The 19,428-nt window shown below is 36.1% G+C and carries 18 protein-coding genes; 11 read left to right on the top strand and 7 right to left on the bottom strand.

The genetic code is table 11. The features are described from left to right. The first annotated feature begins 11 nt into the window (after positions 1–11). Entirely contained in the window at positions 12–689 is a 678-nt protein-coding gene (locus tag KIK00_RS06095) for a YceI family protein (RefSeq protein WP_105703657.1), read from the top strand. Positions 690–781: 92 nt separating this feature from the next. On the opposite strand, the gene KIK00_RS06090 is transcribed toward KIK00_RS06095, so the two are convergent. Further along, the gene (locus tag KIK00_RS06090) at positions 782–1,138 is read right to left on the bottom strand and encodes a hypothetical protein (protein WP_255815662.1); all 357 of its coding nucleotides are present in this window, start codon (positions 1,136–1,138) and stop codon (positions 782–784) included. A 119-nt stretch (positions 1,139–1,257) separates the two neighbouring features. Between KIK00_RS06090 and KIK00_RS06085 the strand changes: the two genes are divergently transcribed. The 6 genes from KIK00_RS06085 to ychF all read left to right on the top strand — a co-directional run bounded on the left by KIK00_RS06085 (position 1,258) and on the right by ychF (position 7,588). Beyond that, entirely contained in the window at positions 1,258–1,512 is a 255-nt protein-coding gene (locus tag KIK00_RS06085; protein WP_255815661.1) for a DUF1294 domain-containing protein, read from the top strand. Positions 1,513–1,601: 89 nt separating this feature from the next. Next, a complete protein-coding gene (locus tag KIK00_RS06080) occupies positions 1,602–1,808 on the top strand; it encodes a hypothetical protein (protein WP_047377476.1) in 207 nt (68 codons plus the stop codon). Between the two features lie 137 nt (positions 1,809–1,945). Next, on the top strand, positions 1,946–3,751 hold the full coding sequence (gene typA / locus KIK00_RS06075) for a translational GTPase TypA (RefSeq protein WP_255815660.1): 1,806 nt from the start codon (positions 1,946–1,948) through the stop codon (positions 3,749–3,751). 130 nt (positions 3,752–3,881) lie between these two features. Then, complete coding sequence (locus tag KIK00_RS06070; protein ID WP_255815659.1) at positions 3,882–5,495, top strand: glycoside hydrolase family 10 protein; 1,614 nt, start codon at positions 3,882–3,884, stop codon at positions 5,493–5,495. A gap of 269 nt (positions 5,496–5,764) precedes the next feature. Beyond that, on the top strand, positions 5,765–6,316 hold the full coding sequence (locus KIK00_RS06065) for a ferritin (protein ID WP_255815658.1): 552 nt from the start codon (positions 5,765–5,767) through the stop codon (positions 6,314–6,316). Between the two features lie 180 nt (positions 6,317–6,496). Then, complete coding sequence (ychF, locus tag KIK00_RS06060; RefSeq protein WP_047377472.1) at positions 6,497–7,588, top strand: redox-regulated ATPase YchF; 1,092 nt, start codon at positions 6,497–6,499, stop codon at positions 7,586–7,588. 129 nt (positions 7,589–7,717) lie between these two features. Here the strand turns inward: ychF and KIK00_RS06055 are convergent, their stop codons facing one another. Further along, positions 7,718–7,876, bottom strand: a complete 159-nt coding sequence (locus KIK00_RS06055; RefSeq protein WP_255815657.1) for a hypothetical protein — start codon at positions 7,874–7,876, stop codon at positions 7,718–7,720. Positions 7,877–8,115: 239 nt separating this feature from the next. Here KIK00_RS06055 and KIK00_RS06050 point away from each other — a divergent pair, with 239 nt between their 5' ends. Together KIK00_RS06050 and KIK00_RS06045 are read left to right on the top strand one after the other, a co-directional pair. Continuing rightward, positions 8,116–9,054, top strand: coding sequence for an AraC family transcriptional regulator (locus tag KIK00_RS06050; RefSeq protein WP_255815656.1), 939 nt, complete (start codon positions 8,116–8,118; stop codon positions 9,052–9,054). Positions 9,055–9,143: 89 nt separating this feature from the next. After that, complete coding sequence (locus KIK00_RS06045; protein ID WP_255815655.1) at positions 9,144–9,908, top strand: SDR family NAD(P)-dependent oxidoreductase; 765 nt, start codon at positions 9,144–9,146, stop codon at positions 9,906–9,908. A gap of 96 nt (positions 9,909–10,004) precedes the next feature. Here the strand turns inward: KIK00_RS06045 and KIK00_RS06040 are convergent, their stop codons facing one another. Then, a complete protein-coding gene (locus KIK00_RS06040) occupies positions 10,005–10,181 on the bottom strand; it encodes a hypothetical protein (RefSeq protein WP_255815654.1) in 177 nt (58 codons plus the stop codon). A gap of 101 nt (positions 10,182–10,282) precedes the next feature. After that, positions 10,283–11,434: a methionine aminotransferase gene (locus KIK00_RS06035; RefSeq protein WP_255815653.1), complete on the bottom strand. Its 1,152-nt coding sequence runs from the start codon at positions 11,432–11,434 to the stop codon at positions 10,283–10,285. Between the two features lie 227 nt (positions 11,435–11,661). Here KIK00_RS06035 and KIK00_RS06030 point away from each other — a divergent pair, with 227 nt between their 5' ends. Continuing rightward, the gene (locus KIK00_RS06030; protein ID WP_255815652.1) at positions 11,662–12,198 is read left to right on the top strand and encodes a DUF2867 domain-containing protein; all 537 of its coding nucleotides are present in this window, start codon (positions 11,662–11,664) and stop codon (positions 12,196–12,198) included. Positions 12,199–12,300: 102 nt separating this feature from the next. On the opposite strand, the gene KIK00_RS06025 is transcribed toward KIK00_RS06030, so the two are convergent. From KIK00_RS06025 to KIK00_RS06015, 3 genes are all read right to left on the bottom strand, one after another. Continuing rightward, complete coding sequence (locus tag KIK00_RS06025) at positions 12,301–13,524, bottom strand: T9SS type A sorting domain-containing protein (RefSeq protein ID WP_255815651.1); 1,224 nt, start codon at positions 13,522–13,524, stop codon at positions 12,301–12,303. Positions 13,525–13,731: 207 nt separating this feature from the next. Then, the gene (locus KIK00_RS06020; protein WP_255815650.1) at positions 13,732–14,457 is read right to left on the bottom strand and encodes a LytTR family DNA-binding domain-containing protein; all 726 of its coding nucleotides are present in this window, start codon (positions 14,455–14,457) and stop codon (positions 13,732–13,734) included. Further along, positions 14,426–17,362 carry a histidine kinase gene (locus tag KIK00_RS06015; protein ID WP_255815649.1) on the bottom strand — a complete coding sequence of 979 codons (2,937 nt, stop codon included), beginning with the start codon at positions 17,360–17,362 and terminating at the stop codon, positions 14,426–14,428. The genes KIK00_RS06020 and KIK00_RS06015 overlap by 32 nt, the downstream gene beginning before the upstream one ends. Before the next feature lie 140 nt (positions 17,363–17,502). Between KIK00_RS06015 and KIK00_RS06010 the strand changes: the two genes are divergently transcribed. Continuing rightward, positions 17,503–19,389, top strand: coding sequence for a DNA topoisomerase IV subunit B (locus KIK00_RS06010; protein WP_255815648.1), 1,887 nt, complete (start codon positions 17,503–17,505; stop codon positions 19,387–19,389). Positions 19,390–19,428: the final 39 nt, after the last annotated feature.

Raw genomic sequence — 19,428 nt, 5'->3', positions numbered from 1 at the left:
AACAGTTCAATATGAAAAAAATTAGCGTAATTGCATTAGTAGGAGTAGGATTGCTTTTGGCATCATGTGATAAAGGAAAAACGGCAGAGACTGCAGCTACCGCTCAGGAACAAACCGTTGCAGAAAGCAAAGGTGAAACTCTGGCTGTAGATACAGTAGGTTCAGTAGTAAACTGGAAAGCTTTCCACAAAGGAGGTATGGCTCCACGTTGGGGAACTCTTACCGTAAAGTCTGGAGATCTTAGTATTGATGGAGGACAAGTTGCAGCAGGAAACTTTGTAATTGATATGAACTCTATCAAAGTAGATCCGGCTTCAGTAACAGAAAAAGATAAAAAACCTGCAGATCTTGAAGCTCACTTGAAAAACCCTGATTTCTTTGATGTAGCGAAAAACCCTACTTCAGATTTCAAAATTACAAGTGTTACAGATTTGAAAGAAGCACCAAAAGATGCTGTAGCAGGAGCTAATAAAACAGTAAGCGGAAACCTTACATTATCAGGAAAAACAATGAATGTTACTTTCCCTGCTAAAGTAGACGTAGCTGAAAACTCAGCAGCTATTCAGGCTAAATTTACAGTAAACAGAGCAGATTGGGGACTTAAATTCGGTACTTCAGAAGCAGATCCTGCAGAATGGATGATCAGCAAAGATATCGAGATCGCTATCGACGTAAAAGCTAAAAAATAAGTTATTTAAACCTTAATAACAATGAGAGTTGTCTTCATCAAGACAGCTCTTTTTATTTTTAAAATAGTTCTTGATCTTTGTTATAAAAGAAATCAGTTCAAAATCTTTGAATTCTGAATTCTCACACAATATTCACTCCCGAGATATAAAGGATTGCCGTGTTTTTCAGACCAGAAACCATCCAGTATATCTTTACTTAGACAGCGGTAAACAGCAACACCTTTATATATTGTATGATTGTCACCTTCATAATTGAAGTTGATTACTAAAATATGGTCTTTGTAAAATCCTGTACCATTTTGCAGATGATCACCAATAACCCATTGGGCAATAATGCGGTTGTTTTCATCTGTGGATAAAGTTAATATACCATGATAAGAAGCCTGCGAAGATTCTTCCTGGTTACTTCCTTCAATAGAGTAGGTTCCCACCAGATCGTGTACTGTCATTAATTTGTTTTTTAACGGAAGGCAAATTTAAATAATATTGTTCTGTATCTTGAATTTAAATTTTCAGGATTTTTCTTTATATAAATTAAACTTTATTTTTGTTTTAAATTAATTTTAAAATGATTCCTTTTCTATTAGTAGCGAACCTGATCACGTTTGGTGTTTTTGGTTTTGATAAATGGCAAGCCAAAAAACATCAATGGCGAATTTCTGAAAATACTCTTTTGGGAATTTCTCTGCTGGGCGGAATCATTGGAGCAGCCTCCGGAATGATTATCTTCAATCATAAGGTTTCTAAAAAGTCCTTTCTAATGAAATTCATCCTTGTTGTCTTAATTGATCTGGTTTTGTTTTACAGATTGATAAGGCATTGATATTAAAAATGTTAAATATTTTAATAATATACTGAGTGTTGAGTTTTTTTTATATTTTTATCAGGCTAATAACAAATAAACAAAACAACATGAGAAATCTTAGAAAAATTTCAAGAACTGAAATGAAATCAGTTCAGGGAGGAATTGTTAAAGGAATGGTAAGATGTAAAGACGCTGATACATGTGCCGTAAGATGGGGTTGGGGAACCGGATTCTCCAGCAATTGTGGTGAATTTGACATTATATGTGGAGAACCGCCTGCAGTAGATCCATGTGAAGTACAGATCTGTATATAGATAGATTAAAGAGTGTTTTTTGAACACTCTTTTTTTATTGTCTTGTAAATAAGTATTTTAAACATAATATTAAATATTTGTATAAGTAAATATTTTTTCATTAAAAATCACTACTTTTGCACCCGTAAAAATCTTTTATGCAAAACATTAGAAATATTGCGATTATCGCACACGTTGACCACGGAAAGACGACTTTGGTTGACAAGATCATTCACGCTACCAACATTTTCAGAGAAAATCAGGAGAGTGGGGAGTTAATTATGGATAACAACGATCTTGAAAGAGAAAGAGGGATCACAATCTTATCCAAGAATATTTCTGTTACTTATAAAGACACAAAAATTAACGTAATTGATACTCCTGGTCACGCCGATTTTGGTGGAGAAGTAGAAAGAGTATTGAAAATGGCTGATGGAGTTATTTTGTTGGTAGATGCGTTCGAAGGACCAATGCCACAAACAAGATTCGTACTACAGAAAGCATTGGAATTAGGATTGAGACCATTAGTAGTGATCAATAAAGTAGATAAACCAAACTGTCGCCCTGACGAAGTTCATGATAAAGTATTTGACTTGTTCTTCAACCTTGAGGCTACAGAAGAACAATTGGATTTCCCTACATTCTACGGATCTTCAAAACAAGGATGGTTCAACACTTCATTAGAACAGACTGAAGATATCTTACCATTATTAGATGGTATCTTACAATATGTTCCTGAACCGAAAATAACAGAAGGAAATCTTCAGATGCAGATTACTTCTCTTGACTTCTCTTCTTTCTTAGGAAGAATTGCAATCGGGAAAGTGACAAGAGGTGAGATTAAAGAATCTCAGTGGATTGGTCTTGCACAGGCAGAAGGTAAAATTGTAAAAGGAAAAGTAAAAGAACTTTACGTTTTCGAAGGATTAGGAAAGAAAAAAGTAACTGAAGTAAAAGCAGGAGATATCTGTGCTGTAGTAGGTTTTGATGCTTTCCAGATTGGTGATTCTTTCGTTGATCTTGAAAATCCTGAACCATTGGAAAGAACTGCAATTGATGAGCCTACGTTGAACATGACGTTCTCTATCAACAATTCACCTTTCTTCGGTAAAGACGGTAAATATGTTACTTCTAACCACCTGAAAGAAAGATTAACAAAAGAATTAGAGAAAAACCTTGCATTAAGAGTTCAGCAGACTGACGATGCTAATACATTCCTTGTATTCGGTAGAGGTATTCTTCACTTATCAGTTTTGATCGAAACAATGAGAAGAGAAGGATATGAGATGACAATCGGTCAGCCGCAGGTTATCTTCAAAGAAATTGACGGTGAAAAATGTGAGCCTTACGAATCTTTGGTTGTTGACGTTCCTGAAGAATTTGCTTCAAGAGTAATCGACCTGGCAACTCAGAGAAAAGGAGACCTTCACATCATGGAAACTAAAGGTGAAATGCAGCACATGGAGTTTGAAATTCCTTCAAGAGGTTTGATCGGACTACGTTCTCAAATGTTGACAGCTACTGCAGGGGAAGCTATTATGGCGCACCGTTTCACTGAATATAAGCCTTTCAAAGGATCTATTCCTGGAAGAAACAATGGAGTTTTAATCAGCAAAACTACAGGTCCTGCTACAGAATATTCTATTGCTAAACTACAGGATAGAGGTAAGTTCTTCGTTGATCCGGGTGAGGAAATCTATACAGGAATGATCATCGGTGAGCAAAACAAACCTGGAGACTTGGTAGTAAATATCGTAGAAGCAAAACAATTGAACAACATGAGAGCTTCTGGAAAAGATAAAGATACCGGTGTTGCTCCGAAAATCTTATTCTCTCTTGAAGAATGTATGGAATACATCCAGGGGGATGAAGCAATTGAGGTAACTCCAAACTTCATCAGAATGAGAAAGAAGATCCTTTCTGAAGAAGAAAGAAAAAGAGTAGAAAGATCTGCAAAAGCATAATAAACTCTTATATATAAAATCAAAGCCTCGATTTTTCGAGGCTTTTTTTCTATGCCAACCCATTAAAATGCTTATTTTGGCATAATAATCTCTGAAAAATAAAAATAAATTTTAAAGTAGTTTTGTGACTATGAGAATGAATAAATTAAAACTTATCGTTTTATTGGGCGTTTTTGCATCTTACACCTCATGTTCCGTACAGAATAATGTTGTAAAAACACCTTCCACGAAGAATCCTACAAAACCCACCAACAATACAACCCCGCCAAAAGTAAATACAGTGGCTACAAAGCCGGCAACGGGAACTGCAACTTCAACCGAAGATAATTTCAGAACCAATCTTCCGGAAATCAAAAGAGAATTCCGTGGTGCTTGGATTGCGAGTGTTGCCAATATCAACTGGCCTTCAAGAAATGATCTTACAGTGGAACAGCAGAAAGCAGAAGCAATAAGTATGCTTGATATGTTGAGAGATAACAATTTCAATGCAGCTATTTTTCAGATCAGACCCTCCGCAGATGCTCTCTATACAAGTAATATCGAACCATGGTCTTACTTTCTGACCGGCGAAACAGGAACTGCCCCTTCTCCTAACTATGATCCACTTCAGTTTTGGATTGAAGAAGCCCACAAAAGAGGATTGGAACTGCATGTCTGGTTAAATCCTTACCGGGCACACCATACCAATGGAGGAGCCGTGAATAATCTGTCAATGGCCAATAAACTGTCCGATATTGTTTTAAGATTAAAGAACGGAATGTATTGGTTTGATCCCGCCAATCCAAAAACACAAGGTCACGTATCCAATGTGGTGAGAGATATTGTTAAAAGATATGATATTGACGCTGTACACTTTGATGATTACTTCTATCCTTACGCAACCTATAATAAAGGGGCTGATTTTCCAGATAATGCAAGCTGGAATGCCTACGTAAGCAGTGGAGGTACATTATCCAGAGCAGACTGGAGAAGAGATAATGTGAACAAATTTGTAGAACGTATCTACAAAGAAATTCATGCAGAAAAAAATAATGTAAGATTCGGAATCAGCCCGTTCGGAATATGGAAGCCTGGATATCCTGCAGGAGTTGTAGGATCCTCACAATATGACGAGCTGTATGCAGATGCCAAGTTATGGTTAAATAAAGGCTGGGTAGATTACTTTTCACCACAGCTTTACTGGCCTATCGATTCCAAAGGGCAAAGCTTTGAAGGGCTGCTAAGCTGGTGGCAGTCTGAAAATACAATGAAACGCCACTTATGGCCGGGATTGAATACTGTTGAGGTTAAAGTATCAGACCGCCCTGCAGAAATCAAAAATCAGATTGAAATCTCCAGAAATATACTGAAAAATGATGCCGGAGAAATCCACTGGAGTATTGCCGGACTTACCAAAAATCCAAATATGCTGCCTGCTTTGAAAAACGGACCGTACAGTGAAAAAGCATTAGTGCCGAAATCCCCATGGATAAAGACCGTTCCATTGCAGACCCCTACATTGTTTATTGCAGACAACGGAAGCTTTGCACAGACAAGCTGGAGCACAAAAAATGCCGCTGATGTTTTTCAGTGGGTTCTTTTCACACAATACAATGGAATATGGCAAACCGAAATTTTAACTCTGGATACCCTTTCAAAAGATATTCCTAAATTTAAAGACGGCAAAAAGCTGAGTGCAGTTGCTATAAAAGCTATCGACAGATTAGGAAATGAAAGTGACTATATGGCCAGAAAAATTAAATAGTATTTTTGATAAAAGGCAAAGAGGTTAATTTTAAAGCTTCTATCTACTATTAGCCATTGTAAACTGTAAGGTGAAGCAATCTCGCTTATAAATTTAAAAACCAGTTCTCAGATAGAACTGGTTTTTATTTTAGAACAACTATAAACTAATAGCTTAAAATGATGATTTTCAATTAAATGAAAAATGTAAATAAATGATTATGTTTAAATATAAATTGCATCGGAATCATTTTTGCATGATTCATCCCATAATCACCAAAATATAACATTATGAATACTAACAGACTTTCCACCAACATGGAAAAAGCACTTAGTGACCAGATGAATAAGGAGATTCATGCATCACACGTTTTTTTATCTTATGGAATCTGGGCAGATGATAAAGGTTATCAGGGAATTGCCAACTTTCTTTACCGCCATGCTCAGGAAGAACGAAATCACTCAATCAAATTTATGGAATACATTTTAAACAGAGGCGGAAAACCAAAAGTAGATGCTATTCCAGCTCCTCCGGCAGATCCGGACAGCCTTACGGCTTGTTTTGATGGCGTTTTTAAACATGAAGTTGACAATACTACCGCTATTTACAGAATTGTAGATCTTTCTATGGAAGAGAAAGACTGGGCAACGTGGAATTTTATGCAGTGGTTTGTACAAGAACAGATTGAAGAAGAAACATTAGCCCATAACTTAATTGATAAATTGAAAATTGCAGGTGGAGATAGGGCTACAGATGAATCTTTATTTACTTTAGATAAAACTTTACAGGAAGCACCGAATGATGTCCCGCTGGCTCAGAATGCTACGGGAGACAATCCATAAAAACGGCCGGTGAATCTGGACCTTTTGAAAATCTGTCAGAATATTGGCAGATTTTTTTATTATGAAACTCCCTCAAAAATCACTATCTTTGCACACTCGTAATTCAAGGTTGAGAGTTCAATGTTTAAAGTTGGAAAAACCTTGGGTTGCCTCTAAACCTTAAACTTTGAATTTTACAATATGAAATGTGGAATCGTAGGCCTGCCGAATGTAGGTAAATCAACTCTTTTTAACTGTTTGAGTAATGCAAAAGCTCAATCAGCAAACTATCCTTTCTGTACTATTGAACCAAACCTTGGGACGGTTTCTGTACCGGATCAGAGATTGTTTGAACTGGAGAAAATAGTAAAACCTGAGAGAGTTTTACCAGCGGTAGTTGAGATTGTTGATATTGCAGGTCTTGTAAAAGGAGCCAGCAAAGGAGAAGGATTGGGAAACCAGTTCCTGGCTAATATCCGTGAGTGTGAAGCAATCATTCACGTTTTAAGATGTTTTGATAATGGAAATATTGTTCACGTAGAAGGTTCAGTAGATCCATTAAGAGATAAAGAAATTATTGATATAGAGCTTCAGCTGAAAGACCTTGAAACAGTAGGGAAAGCAGTTGAAAAAGCTAAGAAATTCATTAAGTCAGGAAAGAAAGAAGATATTCTTACTTACGAAACCCTGCAGAACTTACAGAAATTCCTTGAGGATGGTAAAAATGCAAGAGAATTTGCTGTAGATGATTTTACAAAATCAATTATCGGAGAAGTTCAATTGCTAACCAATAAACCTGTACTTTACGTTTGTAACGTAGATGAAAATTCTATCAAAAACGGAAATGATTGGATTGCTAAGATTGAAGAAATGGCTAAAGGTGAGGGTGCTGAAGTAGTAGTACTAGCAGCACAGATCGAAGCTGATATCAACGAGCTTGAAACTTTTGAAGAAAGAGAAATTTTTCTTGATGAGTTAGGGCTTACAGAACCTGGTGTTAACCGTTTGATCAGAAAGGCTTACGATCTTTTGAAGCTTCAGACTTATTTTACTGCTGGAGTGAAAGAAGTAAGAGCTTGGACTATCGGACAGGGCTGGACAGCTCCACAGGCTGCAGGAGTAATCCACACAGACTTTGAAAAAGGATTTATCCGTGCAGAAGTAATCAAGTATAATGATTATATCCATTACGGTTCTGAAGTAAAGATCAAAGAAGCCGGAAAACTTTCTGTAGAAGGTAAGGAATATATAGTACAGGATGGAGACATCATGCACTTTAGATTCAATGTATAAGAAAATATTAAAGTTCGTTTATAATAAAAAACGCTTCCATGTATTTGGGAGCGTTTTTTGCATTACATACAAAGGTTTTTTATAATGAAATAAAAACTTTTATTTAGCTTTTTCTCATTGTTGACTTAATTACAGTTCAATGCCAGGCTGACATTGTAGCTCTGCACAGGTAAAAGAAAATTTCTTACAAGTAAGGTCCGGAAGCAGACACATTTCTTTTCCTCCAGTTATTACTCTTAATTGTTTTTTGTTCAATTTTTTTCCGTTGGTTAGGTTTTGATTTTTCATTAGTTTTGATTTTTAGTGGGTTAGTGCTAACGAATGTAAGAAAAATAAATGAAGTATATCACTGTGTTTAGAAAAAAATTAATTGAATAATGTATAATAAAATTGATTATTAGATCTTCTGAAATTTTTCAATAAAACAAGTATGGACATTAGTGTTGCATCCTGGTGAGTAATCTGTAATAAACTCAAAGCTGACTATTTCATAAGTTCGTATATTTGAATTTTACAAATCATCTGCGATGGAAAAAATAATACATACTTCACTGGAAGATTTTTACAAAGAGATGGCCGCCAAGTTAGGCAAAGATCTCGAGAGTATTTTTCCCAAAGGACTTCATAAAGATATCGGACACTTTAATGTTTTTGATATTGCCCAGACACTTGAAAGGGCAAAGATTACTTCCGAAATGCCTTACAACAGAAGGAAGTACTATAAGATAAGCTTTATAAGAGGACAGAACAGAGCAGAATATGCTGACAAAGTAATTTCGATAAAACGGAATGCTTTATTATTTGCAACTCCAAAAGTTCCCTATCACTGGATACCTGAAGATCCTGATCAGTCAGGAAGTTTCTGTGTATTTACAGAAGACTTTTTCATTAAAGACAAATCCTATTATTACCTTGAAGATCTTCCTATTTTTAAGCCTGGAGGAGTACCTATCTTTGAAATTGACGATGACCTTGCGAAAGAGATCGAAAACCTTTTTAAAAAAATAAAAAAAGAAATAGATTCAGATTATGTTTTTAAATATGATCTGATCAGAAACTATGTTCTGGAATTGATTCATTATGGGCAGAAACTACAGCCGGCTACCAAAATATCCGCATCAAATGATGCTTCTATGAGAGTGGTTTCTCTATTTATAGAACTGTTGGAAAGACAGTTTCCTATTGAATCCTGGGACCAGAGACTGCAGCTGAAAACCGCGAAAGATTATGCGGACAGATTGGCGGTTCATGTCAATTATTTAAATAAAAGATTAAAAGGAAGTACCGGGAAAACGACTACAGAATTCATTTCTGACCGTATCATTCAGGAAGCGAAAATACTTTTAAAACAGACCAGATGGAACGTTTCAGAAATATCCTATGCCCTGGGTTTTGAAGAAATAGCTCATTTTTCTAATTTTTTTAAAAGGAAAACTTCCTTTACTCCATTAGAATTTCGTTCCTGATTTGAATTTTGCAAATTTCAGATTGATTCAAGCAAACACTTCAATCTGAAAATGTCCCAACTTTGTACCATCAAAATAATCAAAATACAATGAACACAAAAACAAATATCGCATTGGTAACCGGAGGAAGCCGTGGATTGGGAAAAAATTCAGCACTAAAAATTGCTCAAAAAGGATTAGATGTCATCATTACTTACAGAAGCAATAAGGAAGAGGCTGAAGCTGTTGTGAATGAAATTAAAACATTAGGACAGAATGCAGCGGCTTTCCAGCTGGATACAAAAGACATTAAAAGTTTTGATGCCTTTGTAAAAAACGTTACTGATCACTTAAAGGAAAATACAGGAAGCACTCATATTGATTACCTGATCAATAATGCAGGAACAGCCTTATATTCACCCATTACGGAAGTAACGGAAGAACAGCTGGATGATGTGGTAGACATTCATTTCAAAGGTGTATTTTTCCTGACTCAAAAACTTTTGCCATTCATCAATGATGGGGGAGGAATTATCAATATATCTTCAGGATTAGCAAGATTTGCAACACCGGGATCTTCTATTTATGGATCTATAAAAGCAGGGGTAGAAATGCTCACGAAGTATATGGCTAAAGAATTAGGATCAAGAAAAATCAAAGCCAATGTTGTGGCTCCTGGAGCTATTGAAACAGACTTTGGAGGGGGACGAGTAAGAGATAATGAAGAGATCAACGCTATAGTAGCAGGTGCTACCGCCTTAGGAAGAGTAGGACTTCCTGATGATATCGGTGGCGTGGTGGCATTCCTGTGTACGGAAGATGCAAGATGGATTAATGGACAAAGAATTGAAGTTTCAGGAGGAATGTTTTTATAACATTGATTAGCTGAACGAACTGTCATCATTAAAATAGTACGGCCGGCTCAAAAATAAGCCGGCCGTACTATTGTTTTTCTTTTCTTTGAAGTTTTACTATTCAACAGCTTCAAGAGGTTCAGGTAGCTGGCATTTGAGCTCTCTGCATCCGGGCCCGATGTATACGCAATATCCTGAAGAATTGGTACATCTTACGTTGCCCAGCCCTCCATTGATTGTAATTAATTCTTCTTTGTTTAATTTTTTTCCTTGTGAGATGATTTCCTTTTTCATGATTTTGATATTTAATGGATTAGTTATTTTATAAATATATGAAAATCAATAACAATAAGTCATCTGTTTTAGTCTTTCATAATAAAATTGCAAAAAAATTATTACGATATCCTTGATAAATTCTCAATAGCTCTCTCCAACGTTTCCTGTTTCTTGGCAAAACATAGCCTGATCACATTCTCATTCAGCTTATTTTTATAAAACGAAGAAAAAGGAACGCTTGCCACCTTATGATTGATTGTAAGCTCAGAGGCAAAATCAAAATCATTTTTATCCGAAATCTTATCATACTTTACTGCCTGAAAATAAGTTCCTTCGCAATCCAGAAGTTCAAAAGATGTTCCTGTAAGACCTTTTCTCAGAAAATCTCTTTTTTCCTGAAAAAACTGATTCAGATGAATATAATGTTCATCGTTTTTCATGTATTCCGCCAATGCAAGCTGAACAGGAGTATTTACACAGAAAACGTTGAACTGGTGTACTTTTCTGAATTCATCCGTTAAGATTTTGGGAGCTGCACAGTAGCCTACTTTCCAGCCGGTAACGTGAAAAAGTTTCCCGAAAGAAGCAACAAGAAGACTCCTTTCTTTCAATTCCGGATATTTACAGATGCTTAGATGTTGTTTTCCGTCAAAAACAATATTTTCATACACTTCATCACTTAAAATAAGAATGGAAGTTCCTTTTACCAGCTGAATAAGCTCTTGTATATCATTTTCTGTAAGTATTTTTCCGGATGGATTGTTGGGATTATTAAGAATAATCATTCTTGTTTTGTCACTGACAAGATTTTTTACGGCAGTCCAATCAATTTTATAATCCGGAGCTTTCATTTCAAAACGTTTTACAATACCTCCGAAAAGCTCTACAGTAGGTTCATAACAATCATAGGCCGGTTCAAAAATAATCACTTCATCATCCTTCTTGATAAAAGAAGCAATGGCTGTGAAAATAGCCTGTGTTCCGCCTGCCGTAATTGTTATTTCAGAGTCTGGATGATAAATTGTGTGATGGCTGTTCTCAATTTTTCTGGCAATTTCTTCCTTCAGACCAATCATACCGCCCAGCGGGGCGTACTGGTTAAAGCCGTTTTTAATAAAGTGATCTACATGATTTAACAATTCCGGATCAGGCATAAAATCCGGAAATCCCTGAGAAAGATTGATCGCTTCATTTTCGTTGGCAAGTTGAGTCATCTGAGTGAAAATAGTAGTTCCTACATTGGAAAGTTTTGATAAAGGAAGTTGTATCATAAAAACAGTTTTGTTAATCGAATTTAATGAAATATTTAAAACAGATTCAACTTATAAAAATAAAAAATTAAATAGAGATAAGTTAAAGCTGATGTTGAGATATTTAATAGTTTAAATGATAAATTTTTGGATAAATATGATTTTAAACATATGTTTGGTTTTTTGCTTTTTAATTTACAGAAAGATACCTACATTTGTTAGATACACAACTATTAAAAACAATGACAATGAAGATTAAGAAGACAGAGTTTCCTGAAAAATCAGTTTTATCCCAAGGAAAAAAAGATTTTGATTATATTGATAGTTTTGAAGGAGAATTGTCGCATGGCAGCCGGAATATTGATATTTCAGAAATTGGAAAAGCATTCTTTACAAGCGGACCGAAATGGGGAAAGAAAATGTTTGCATTCAGAAATAAAGTAGTAGGGTTGTTAGGGCTTAAAACCGGATCTGAAACAGAAAAGCCGCGGCTGGAAAAGGATTTTAAATGTGAAGTGGGAGAGCGTATGGGTATTTTCAAGGTGTTTGATAAAACAGATAATGAAATTATTATTGGGGAGGATGATAAACATCTGGATTTCAGAGTTTCCCTTTTATTTGATAAAAATAAAGAACATCTTGACGAAAAATCCCTTACCATATCAACTACGGTAAAGTTTCATAATTGGCTGGGGGTGTTATATTTTCTTCCTGTTCGCCCTTTTCATAAGTTGATCGTACCTGTTATGTTGAAAAATATGATTGGACAATTAGAAAAAAGATAAATATCTGCCCTTTACAAGTGATTGGGATATCAAAAATGCAGTCTCAAAAGTTAAATTTTTCGGCTTTTGAAACTGCATTTTGGTTATTGTTTTCTTGATTATTTATTTGGAGATCATTAGTTTCTGTGAACCTGTTTTTCCTTCAGATGTGAGTTCTACAATATAAGTTCCCTGGATTAGCTTCTCAATATTCAATCTGATGTTTTGGCGGCCACTATTGAGATTTTCAATCTTTTCTAATACTGTTTTTCCTGAACTGTCAATAATTCTTACAGCTGCTGTTTCCTTCTTTGAAAGAGATGTTTGTACATCCACATAGTTTTTGGCAGGATTCGGGACTAATAAAATATCTCTTTTTCTGTTCGCCTGAAGCTCCTCTTTCGAAATGGCTTCCAGGTCAGGACGTTTACTGCGGAGACCTGTGTTGTCAGTTTCTTTTAAAATGACTTTTCTTGAATAGCAAAATGTAATGCATGTGCTGCATTTTTTTAAACCTTTGCTGTCAGATTGAATTACACATACCGTGTATGAACCGGGAGTATTATAGGTGTGTGAAGTCATGTGATCAGTAAGCGGAGTTCCATCTCCCCAGTTTACAGAATAGTTGTTGGGAGGATTATAACTGTCTAAAAATACTTTAGCTGTTGCACTATTGCTTGTAGAGCTGAATGAGGTTTCAAGTTTGAAATTCGGGTCACAGTCAGCACACGGTTTTATACAGATGTTGTCATACCATACTATTTCAGATGGATTTGATGTATAATCAGGAGTGATCATTACAGCAGTTGAATTATTGATGATGTTGTTGAAGTCTGTACAGGTTGTGCCACTGCTGGGATCCATTGTCCAGGTTCCTTCAGAATTGGAGGGAAGAACAGAGCCGCTACAGTTGGCAATAGGAGCACGTACCCGTACCCATCCGCTTCCTTCAGTTACAGTGATATTGGCAACAAACGTGATTATTTTGCTTCCGGACATGATGTGAATGGCTGGATGTATGGGTGGAGACCCATTAAAAGTTCCGTCATTTTCAAGATAGAAGTCAAAAAATAAGCATTGTCCCGGAAACCGTTGACCCAGATTCTTAAAATCTATGGTATTGATGAGCCTGGAACCTCCGGAGTCATCAATTAGTTTTAGAAACTGAGAACCGTCCAGCGTGTTGGGGGTGCCGCTTGAAATGGTTACATTGCCATTAGGATAAGGAGCATGAACCCAGTTTCCGGCCGGAAAGGTAGGTGAATCAAAATCTGAGCAGGGTGCTTGTGCTTTGAAAAGCAGACCGCCCAAAAAAATGCAGATGGTAAAAATGTATGCTTTTATCATAATACAGTATTGATTTTATAGATCAAAAATCAACAAAAAACTTTAGTATTAAATTTTGTGTATTGACTTCTGGTAAAGGTATTATGATATTAAAGCGTTCGGTAATACGGGTTGATAAGTGTATTTATTATCTTAATAAGTGTCAGTAAGTTGCTTTTAATTGTAGTTGGATGATGATTTTGGTTTTCGATTGAGAAGGAGTGTTTTTTAATCCAGATATCCTATCCGGTGAAGGAAATCATTCTTTTTCCGGACGGAAACATCCAGTACAGAATGGTCTGCCATCACTACCTGGCCGCCTTTTCCTTTGATATATTCTTTAAGATGAGACAAGTTGATCAGGTGCTTATGATGGATCCTGAAAAAACTATATTTTGAAAGCTGTTCCTCAAACTCGTGGAGTGTTTTGGAAACAATGATCTTGGTTTTATCTGTGAAATAAAATGTAGTATAGCTGGAATCTGCCTCACAACGGATGATTTCATTGATATCTGTGAGTTTAAACCCCTGCAGGGTCGGAAGGCTGATCTTATTATTTTGAAGACTTACTGTATTTTTACTTTTTCTGATGCTCTCCAGAACTTTATTCACGGCGATGATGAATTCCATTTTTTTGATAGGCTTTAATAGGTAATCGGCAGCTCCGTTTTTAATGGCCTGAATTGCAAAATTTTCAAAAGCTGTAATGAAAATAATTCTTGAATCAACTTCTCTGAACTTTGAAAGAAGGTCAAATGCAGTCCCATCTTTCAGCTGAACGTCCAGAAAAAGAATGTCAGGTGAGTTTTTGGTAAGATAAATATAGGCTTCCTCTACACTGGCTGCCTGGTAGGTATTCTCTATTTCTGGAAATTCATTCTCCAGCAGCAGGGAAATATAATCTCTTCCATCCTGCTCGTCATCAATGATGCATGCCTGTATTTTGGTTTTCATAAGGTGTAATATAAAGTGTGATTTGAGTTCCCGGTCTTTTTTCTTTCTCCTGAAGATCGGTTATTTCTAGAATGATATTAGTATCAAAAAGCTGTCTGAATGTTTCAATTCTCTTTTCAGATAATTTTACTCCGAAAGAATTTGCATTAGAATGACGCTTTTTTCCAATGCCTGTACCGTTGTCTTCAATAATTACACAGAGAGTTGTTCCCGTATGATGAAACAACACTTCAATGTTTCCTTTTCTGTCCTGAAGATTCGCTACACCATGTTTTATAGCATTCTCTACAAAAGGCTGTATGAGGAGTGAAGGAACGGTCCAGCTTTCATTTACATTTTTGGAAACGGTAATTTTATAATCGAAAAGATCTTTCAGGCGTAGTTTTTCCATATTCAGATATAAAGACAGATATTCTGCTTCTTCTTTTATGGGCATAAAGGTTTTTTCGGAATAATGAAGCGTTTTCCGGATCATTACAGAAAAGGTATTAAGATAGTTCTCCGCTTCATTATAATCTTTTTTGTAAAGTAAAAAATGAATGGAATTGAGACAGTTATAAATGAAATGAGGGTTAATCTGTGCTTTAATGGCCTGAAGCTCCAGTTCTGCAATTTTCTTTTCGTAATATAAAGTCTCCAGTTTTTTATTTCTCTTTTTCTGAAAATAAAGTGTAATTAGGATAGATAATGCAACGGATCCAATGAAGACAAGAAGCAGTTTGAACCACCACGTCTGCCAGAATGCAGGTTTGATCTCAAAATGCAGGTCGGTAGAGGCATACGACCTTCTCCCGTTGTAGCCCAATCCGAAAATTTTAAAAATATAATCTCCCGGGGGAATAGAGTTGAAAGTAATATTCGGGGAGCTGCCGGTTTGCCAGTCCTCACTTAGTCCTTCAACTTTATATCGATAACTGATTTTTCCCTGTGAAGCAAAATCCGGAAAACTTACATTGAAGGTCAGACTGTTATCCGGAGTCTTGCCTGCCAGTGGTTTGTCAAGATCAAAAAAATGATTATTCCCGATCTTTACAGAATTAATGATTACTTTTTTATGAACAGATTTCTGCTGGCTTAGCAGGTTTTTGATGGAAAGAATGCCCAGACCTTTTGATGTACCTGCATAAACGGTATCTCCGGAAATAACACATCCGGCAACGACATTGGAGGGAAGGCCATCTGTATGGGTGAAATTATCTATTTTTAATTTTTTATCTTTAAACTCAATTCTGCTAAGACCATAATTGGTGCTCACCCAGAAAACTTTTTCATTCTCTATTTCTATTTTTTTGATCTGTCTTGTCAGAAGGCCATTGTTTTCTGTGATTTTTTTTACCACCCTGGAATTATTAAACAAAATGACCCCGTTAAGATTGGTAGCGCCTGCATAAAGGTTATGACTGAGCTTTTTAATATCTGTAAAATAATATCCTTCCAGAAACAGCTTTTTCTTTTGTGTAGCAGTATTCAGTTTATAGAGGTCTTTAAATGTTCCGGCAAAGATGCTGTCTTTGGTATATGGCAATGCTGTATAAATACGGTCACCCATCATCAGCTTTTTATGGAATTCTGTATGGTGATTATAGGCAATAAGACCTTCTAAAGTACAGAAAAGTACAGATCCTGAGGTATAGGGTACCATATTTTTAATAACGATTCCTTGTAAAGCATGTTTTTTTCCTGTTACAGTATTATACCGGACCGGATTTCTGGAAAGCCCGAAGATGGTTGTATTTCCATCAGAAAAAATAGCTTTATTTTCAAGTTGTGAGTTTCCTCCCAAATAAAGGTCCGTGATGACTCCGTTATGGTAAATACCACCTTTGGCTTTATTATAGCCGAGATAGATTCGATTTCCGTTTTTAGTAATAGCCGTAATATGGGATGAGTTGTTCCTAACAGGAAAATGAATATAATTTTTGAAAAACAGGTCCGAAATAAAGAAAAGGCCATTGTTTCTGGTAGAAAACCAAAGATTGTTGTCCTTATCCGTCAATACATCATGGATAATGTAGCCGTCCATCAATCTGATTGGATCTGATAAGCCTTTCGCTTCCATGAAAGAGTTTTTGAAGTACAGGACACCACCATTTTCAAGGCACGCCCAGATACGGGAGTCTTTATCAATCGCCAGACGGCGTATGTCTTCGCGAGCCGTATAGGATGCAATTTTTTTGAAATGGGACTGATGGTAGACTTTGTACACATCAACCATTCTTCCATTTTTTAAAATAAAAAAATCGCCCTTCCTTGTTACTATTGTATTGGTTTCGATCGAAATATTGCAGACTGTTTTTTTTCTGGTGAAAACATTGTAGACTTCCATATTCTTCTTTTTATATTTATCAGAAATGTAAAGAAGTCCGTTTGTTATATTCAACCCGAAAGCAAGATAAGAATCCGAAGCATTCTGATTGAGAAAAAGGGGGATTGTCGTGATTTTCTCGTTTTTGTAAACTAAGATGTTTTTGGGATTGTTTCCCTCATATAGGTAGACTGTATTCCCGTTGACATAAGTATTTGTAGTATAATCAAATTTTATTTTTTTCAATTCCGGATTGCGGTCTGAATTGATGATTCTGCCTTTTTTCAGATACGCGAAATCATTCAGGAAAGAAATAATAAACATTCCGTTGCCGGGAATTGGAAAACAATCAAGGATCTCAATGTTTTTTAACCCGTTCTTACTTCCGAACTGCTTAAATTCTGTTCCGTCAAACCTGAAAAAACCATTGTCACTTCCTATATAGATGAATCCGTCTTCATCCTGATTCAATCCGTAGGTATATGAGCTGTTGAGCCCATCTCCTTCATTATAATGTACCATTCCCGGAATTTGAGCATTACATAATGAAACAGCCAGTAAAATGAAGAAAAATAAGCAAGAGATTGTAATTTTTTTCACATTTAGTAGAATAATTGTGAAAATTATATAATTTGATTGATAATACTGCAATTTTTTTGAGAAAATCTTTAAAAAACAAACTGAAAAATTCGGATAATTTTATACAATTTTGTACTTTTGTATGTTTGCTGAAATCATATATGTCACAAGAAATAAATCCAACCTATTCAGAAGATAATATCAGAACCCTCGATTGGCAGGAACATATCCGTCTGCGTCCCGGCATGTACATCGGGAAGCTTGGTGATGGGTCTTCCGCTGATGACGGTATTTATATTCTGCTTAAAGAAATCCTGGATAACTCCATTGATGAGTTCAGGATGAGATCAGGTAAAAGAATCGAAATAAAAGTGGATGACGGAAAAGTTACAGTTCGTGACTTTGGACGTGGAATTCCATTGGGAAAAGTAGTAGATGCTGTTTCCAAAATGAATACCGGAGGTAAATACGACAGTAAGGCGTTCAAAAAATCTGTAGGATTGAATGGAGTCGGTACCAAAGCGGTAAATGCACTTTCTGAGTATTTCCGAGTACGTTCTTTCCGTGACGGGAAAATGAAAGCTGCAGAATTTTCCCAGGGACTTATCAAAGAGAACTTTGAAGAAAAAGAGACTTCTGACAGAAACGGTACTGAAATTTCTTTCATTCCGGATGGGGATATATTCCTGCATTTCAAATACAGAAAAGAGTATATCGAAAGAATGCTCCGGAATTATGCATACCTGAATCCAGGGCTTAAAATTCTTTTCAACGGAGAAACCTATTTCTCTGAAAACGGTCTTAAAGATCTCCTTGAAGAAGAACTGGAAAGCGAGACACTTTACCCTATTGTTCATTTAAAAGATGATGATATTGAAGTGGCCATCACCCATACTGACAAATCTCAGATGGAAACCTATTTTTCATTCGTAAACGGACAGAATACCACACAGGGTGGAACCCACCTTAATGCATTCCGTGAAGCTTATGTGAAGACAATCCGTGAGTTTTTTAATAAAAGCTTTGAAGCTTCTGATATCAGAAAGTCTATCATTGCTGCAATCTCCATCAATGTAGAAGAACCGGTTTTCGAATCTCAGACCAAAACAAAATTAGGATCTAATGATATGGGACCGAACGGACCTACCGTAAGAACATTCATCATTGATTTCCTAAAAAGCAAACTGGATAATTTCTTACACAAGAACCCGGAAATTGCAGAGGCCATTCAAAGAAAAATATTGATTTCTGAGAGAGAAAGAAAAGAACTTTCCGGGATTCAGAAACTGGCTAGAGAAAGAGCTAAAAAAGTCTCTCTTCACAATAAAAAACTTCGTGACTGCAGACAGCATTATAATGATCAGAAAGCAGAAAGAAAAGGAGATACTCAGATCTTCATTACCGAAGGAGATTCTGCATCAGGATCTATCACAAAATCCAGAGATGTGGAAACTCAAGCTGTATTTTCACTGAAAGGTAAACCATTGAACTGCTATGGTCTTACTAAGAAGGTGGTATATGAAAATGAAGAATTTAACCTTCTTCAGGCTGCTTTAAATATTGAAGAAAGCCTGGAAGACCTGAGATACAATCAGGTGATTATTGCTACCGATGCCGATGTTGATGGAATGCACATTCGTTTGCTGATGATTACTTTCTTCCTGCAGTTCTTCCCGGATCTGATTAAAAACGGACACCTTTATATTCTTCAAACCCCTTTATTCAGGGTAAGAAACAAAAAAGAAACAAGATACTGTTATTCAGAAGCCGAAAGAGTAAAAGCATTGAATGATCTGGGGAAAAATCCTGAAATCACACGATTTAAGGGATTAGGAGAAATTTCTCCGGATGAATTCAAACATTTTATAGGTCAGGATATCAGACTGGAACCTGTGGTGTTAGGGAGAGACCAAACCATTGAACAGCTTCTGGAGTTTTATATGGGAAAAAATACTCCGGACAGACAAACTTTCATTCTTGAAAACCTCGTTGTAGAAGATGATACTGATATTGCTAAAAAAGAAATTCTGAATGAAGTAGAAAATTAAAAAAATTAAAACTTAAAACTATCCATGGGAACAATGCAG

Origin of the sequence: Chryseobacterium sp. MA9 (genome assembly GCF_024399315.1) — a bacterium.
Classification (GTDB): Bacteria; Bacteroidota; Bacteroidia; order Flavobacteriales; family Weeksellaceae; genus Chryseobacterium.
Note: the sequence above shows the minus strand (reverse complement) of the source record. Positions and strands in the feature narration are given on the sequence as shown.

Coding starts and splice junctions, on each gene's coding strand:
- KIK00_RS06095 (WP_105703657.1), top strand. CDS start 12: ATGAAAAAAATTAGCGTAATTGCATTAGTAGGAGTAGGATTGCTTTTG.
- KIK00_RS06090 (WP_255815662.1), bottom strand. CDS start 1,138: ATGACAGTACACGATCTGGTGGGAACCTACTCTATTGAAGGAAGTAAC.
- KIK00_RS06085 (WP_255815661.1), top strand. CDS start 1,258: ATGATTCCTTTTCTATTAGTAGCGAACCTGATCACGTTTGGTGTTTTT.
- KIK00_RS06080 (WP_047377476.1), top strand. CDS start 1,602: ATGAGAAATCTTAGAAAAATTTCAAGAACTGAAATGAAATCAGTTCAG.
- typA (WP_255815660.1), top strand. CDS start 1,946: ATGCAAAACATTAGAAATATTGCGATTATCGCACACGTTGACCACGGA.
- KIK00_RS06070 (WP_255815659.1), top strand. CDS start 3,882: ATGAGAATGAATAAATTAAAACTTATCGTTTTATTGGGCGTTTTTGCA.
- KIK00_RS06065 (WP_255815658.1), top strand. CDS start 5,765: ATGAATACTAACAGACTTTCCACCAACATGGAAAAAGCACTTAGTGAC.
- ychF (WP_047377472.1), top strand. CDS start 6,497: ATGAAATGTGGAATCGTAGGCCTGCCGAATGTAGGTAAATCAACTCTT.
- KIK00_RS06055 (WP_255815657.1), bottom strand. CDS start 7,876: ATGAAAAATCAAAACCTAACCAACGGAAAAAAATTGAACAAAAAACAA.
- KIK00_RS06050 (WP_255815656.1), top strand. CDS start 8,116: ATGGAAAAAATAATACATACTTCACTGGAAGATTTTTACAAAGAGATG.
- KIK00_RS06045 (WP_255815655.1), top strand. CDS start 9,144: ATGAACACAAAAACAAATATCGCATTGGTAACCGGAGGAAGCCGTGGA.
- KIK00_RS06040 (WP_255815654.1), bottom strand. CDS start 10,181: ATGAAAAAGGAAATCATCTCACAAGGAAAAAAATTAAACAAAGAAGAA.
- KIK00_RS06035 (WP_255815653.1), bottom strand. CDS start 11,434: ATGATACAACTTCCTTTATCAAAACTTTCCAATGTAGGAACTACTATT.
- KIK00_RS06030 (WP_255815652.1), top strand. CDS start 11,662: ATGAAGATTAAGAAGACAGAGTTTCCTGAAAAATCAGTTTTATCCCAA.
- KIK00_RS06025 (WP_255815651.1), bottom strand. CDS start 13,524: ATGATAAAAGCATACATTTTTACCATCTGCATTTTTTTGGGCGGTCTG.
- KIK00_RS06020 (WP_255815650.1), bottom strand. CDS start 14,457: ATGAAAACCAAAATACAGGCATGCATCATTGATGACGAGCAGGATGGA.
- KIK00_RS06010 (WP_255815648.1), top strand. CDS start 17,503: ATGTCACAAGAAATAAATCCAACCTATTCAGAAGATAATATCAGAACC.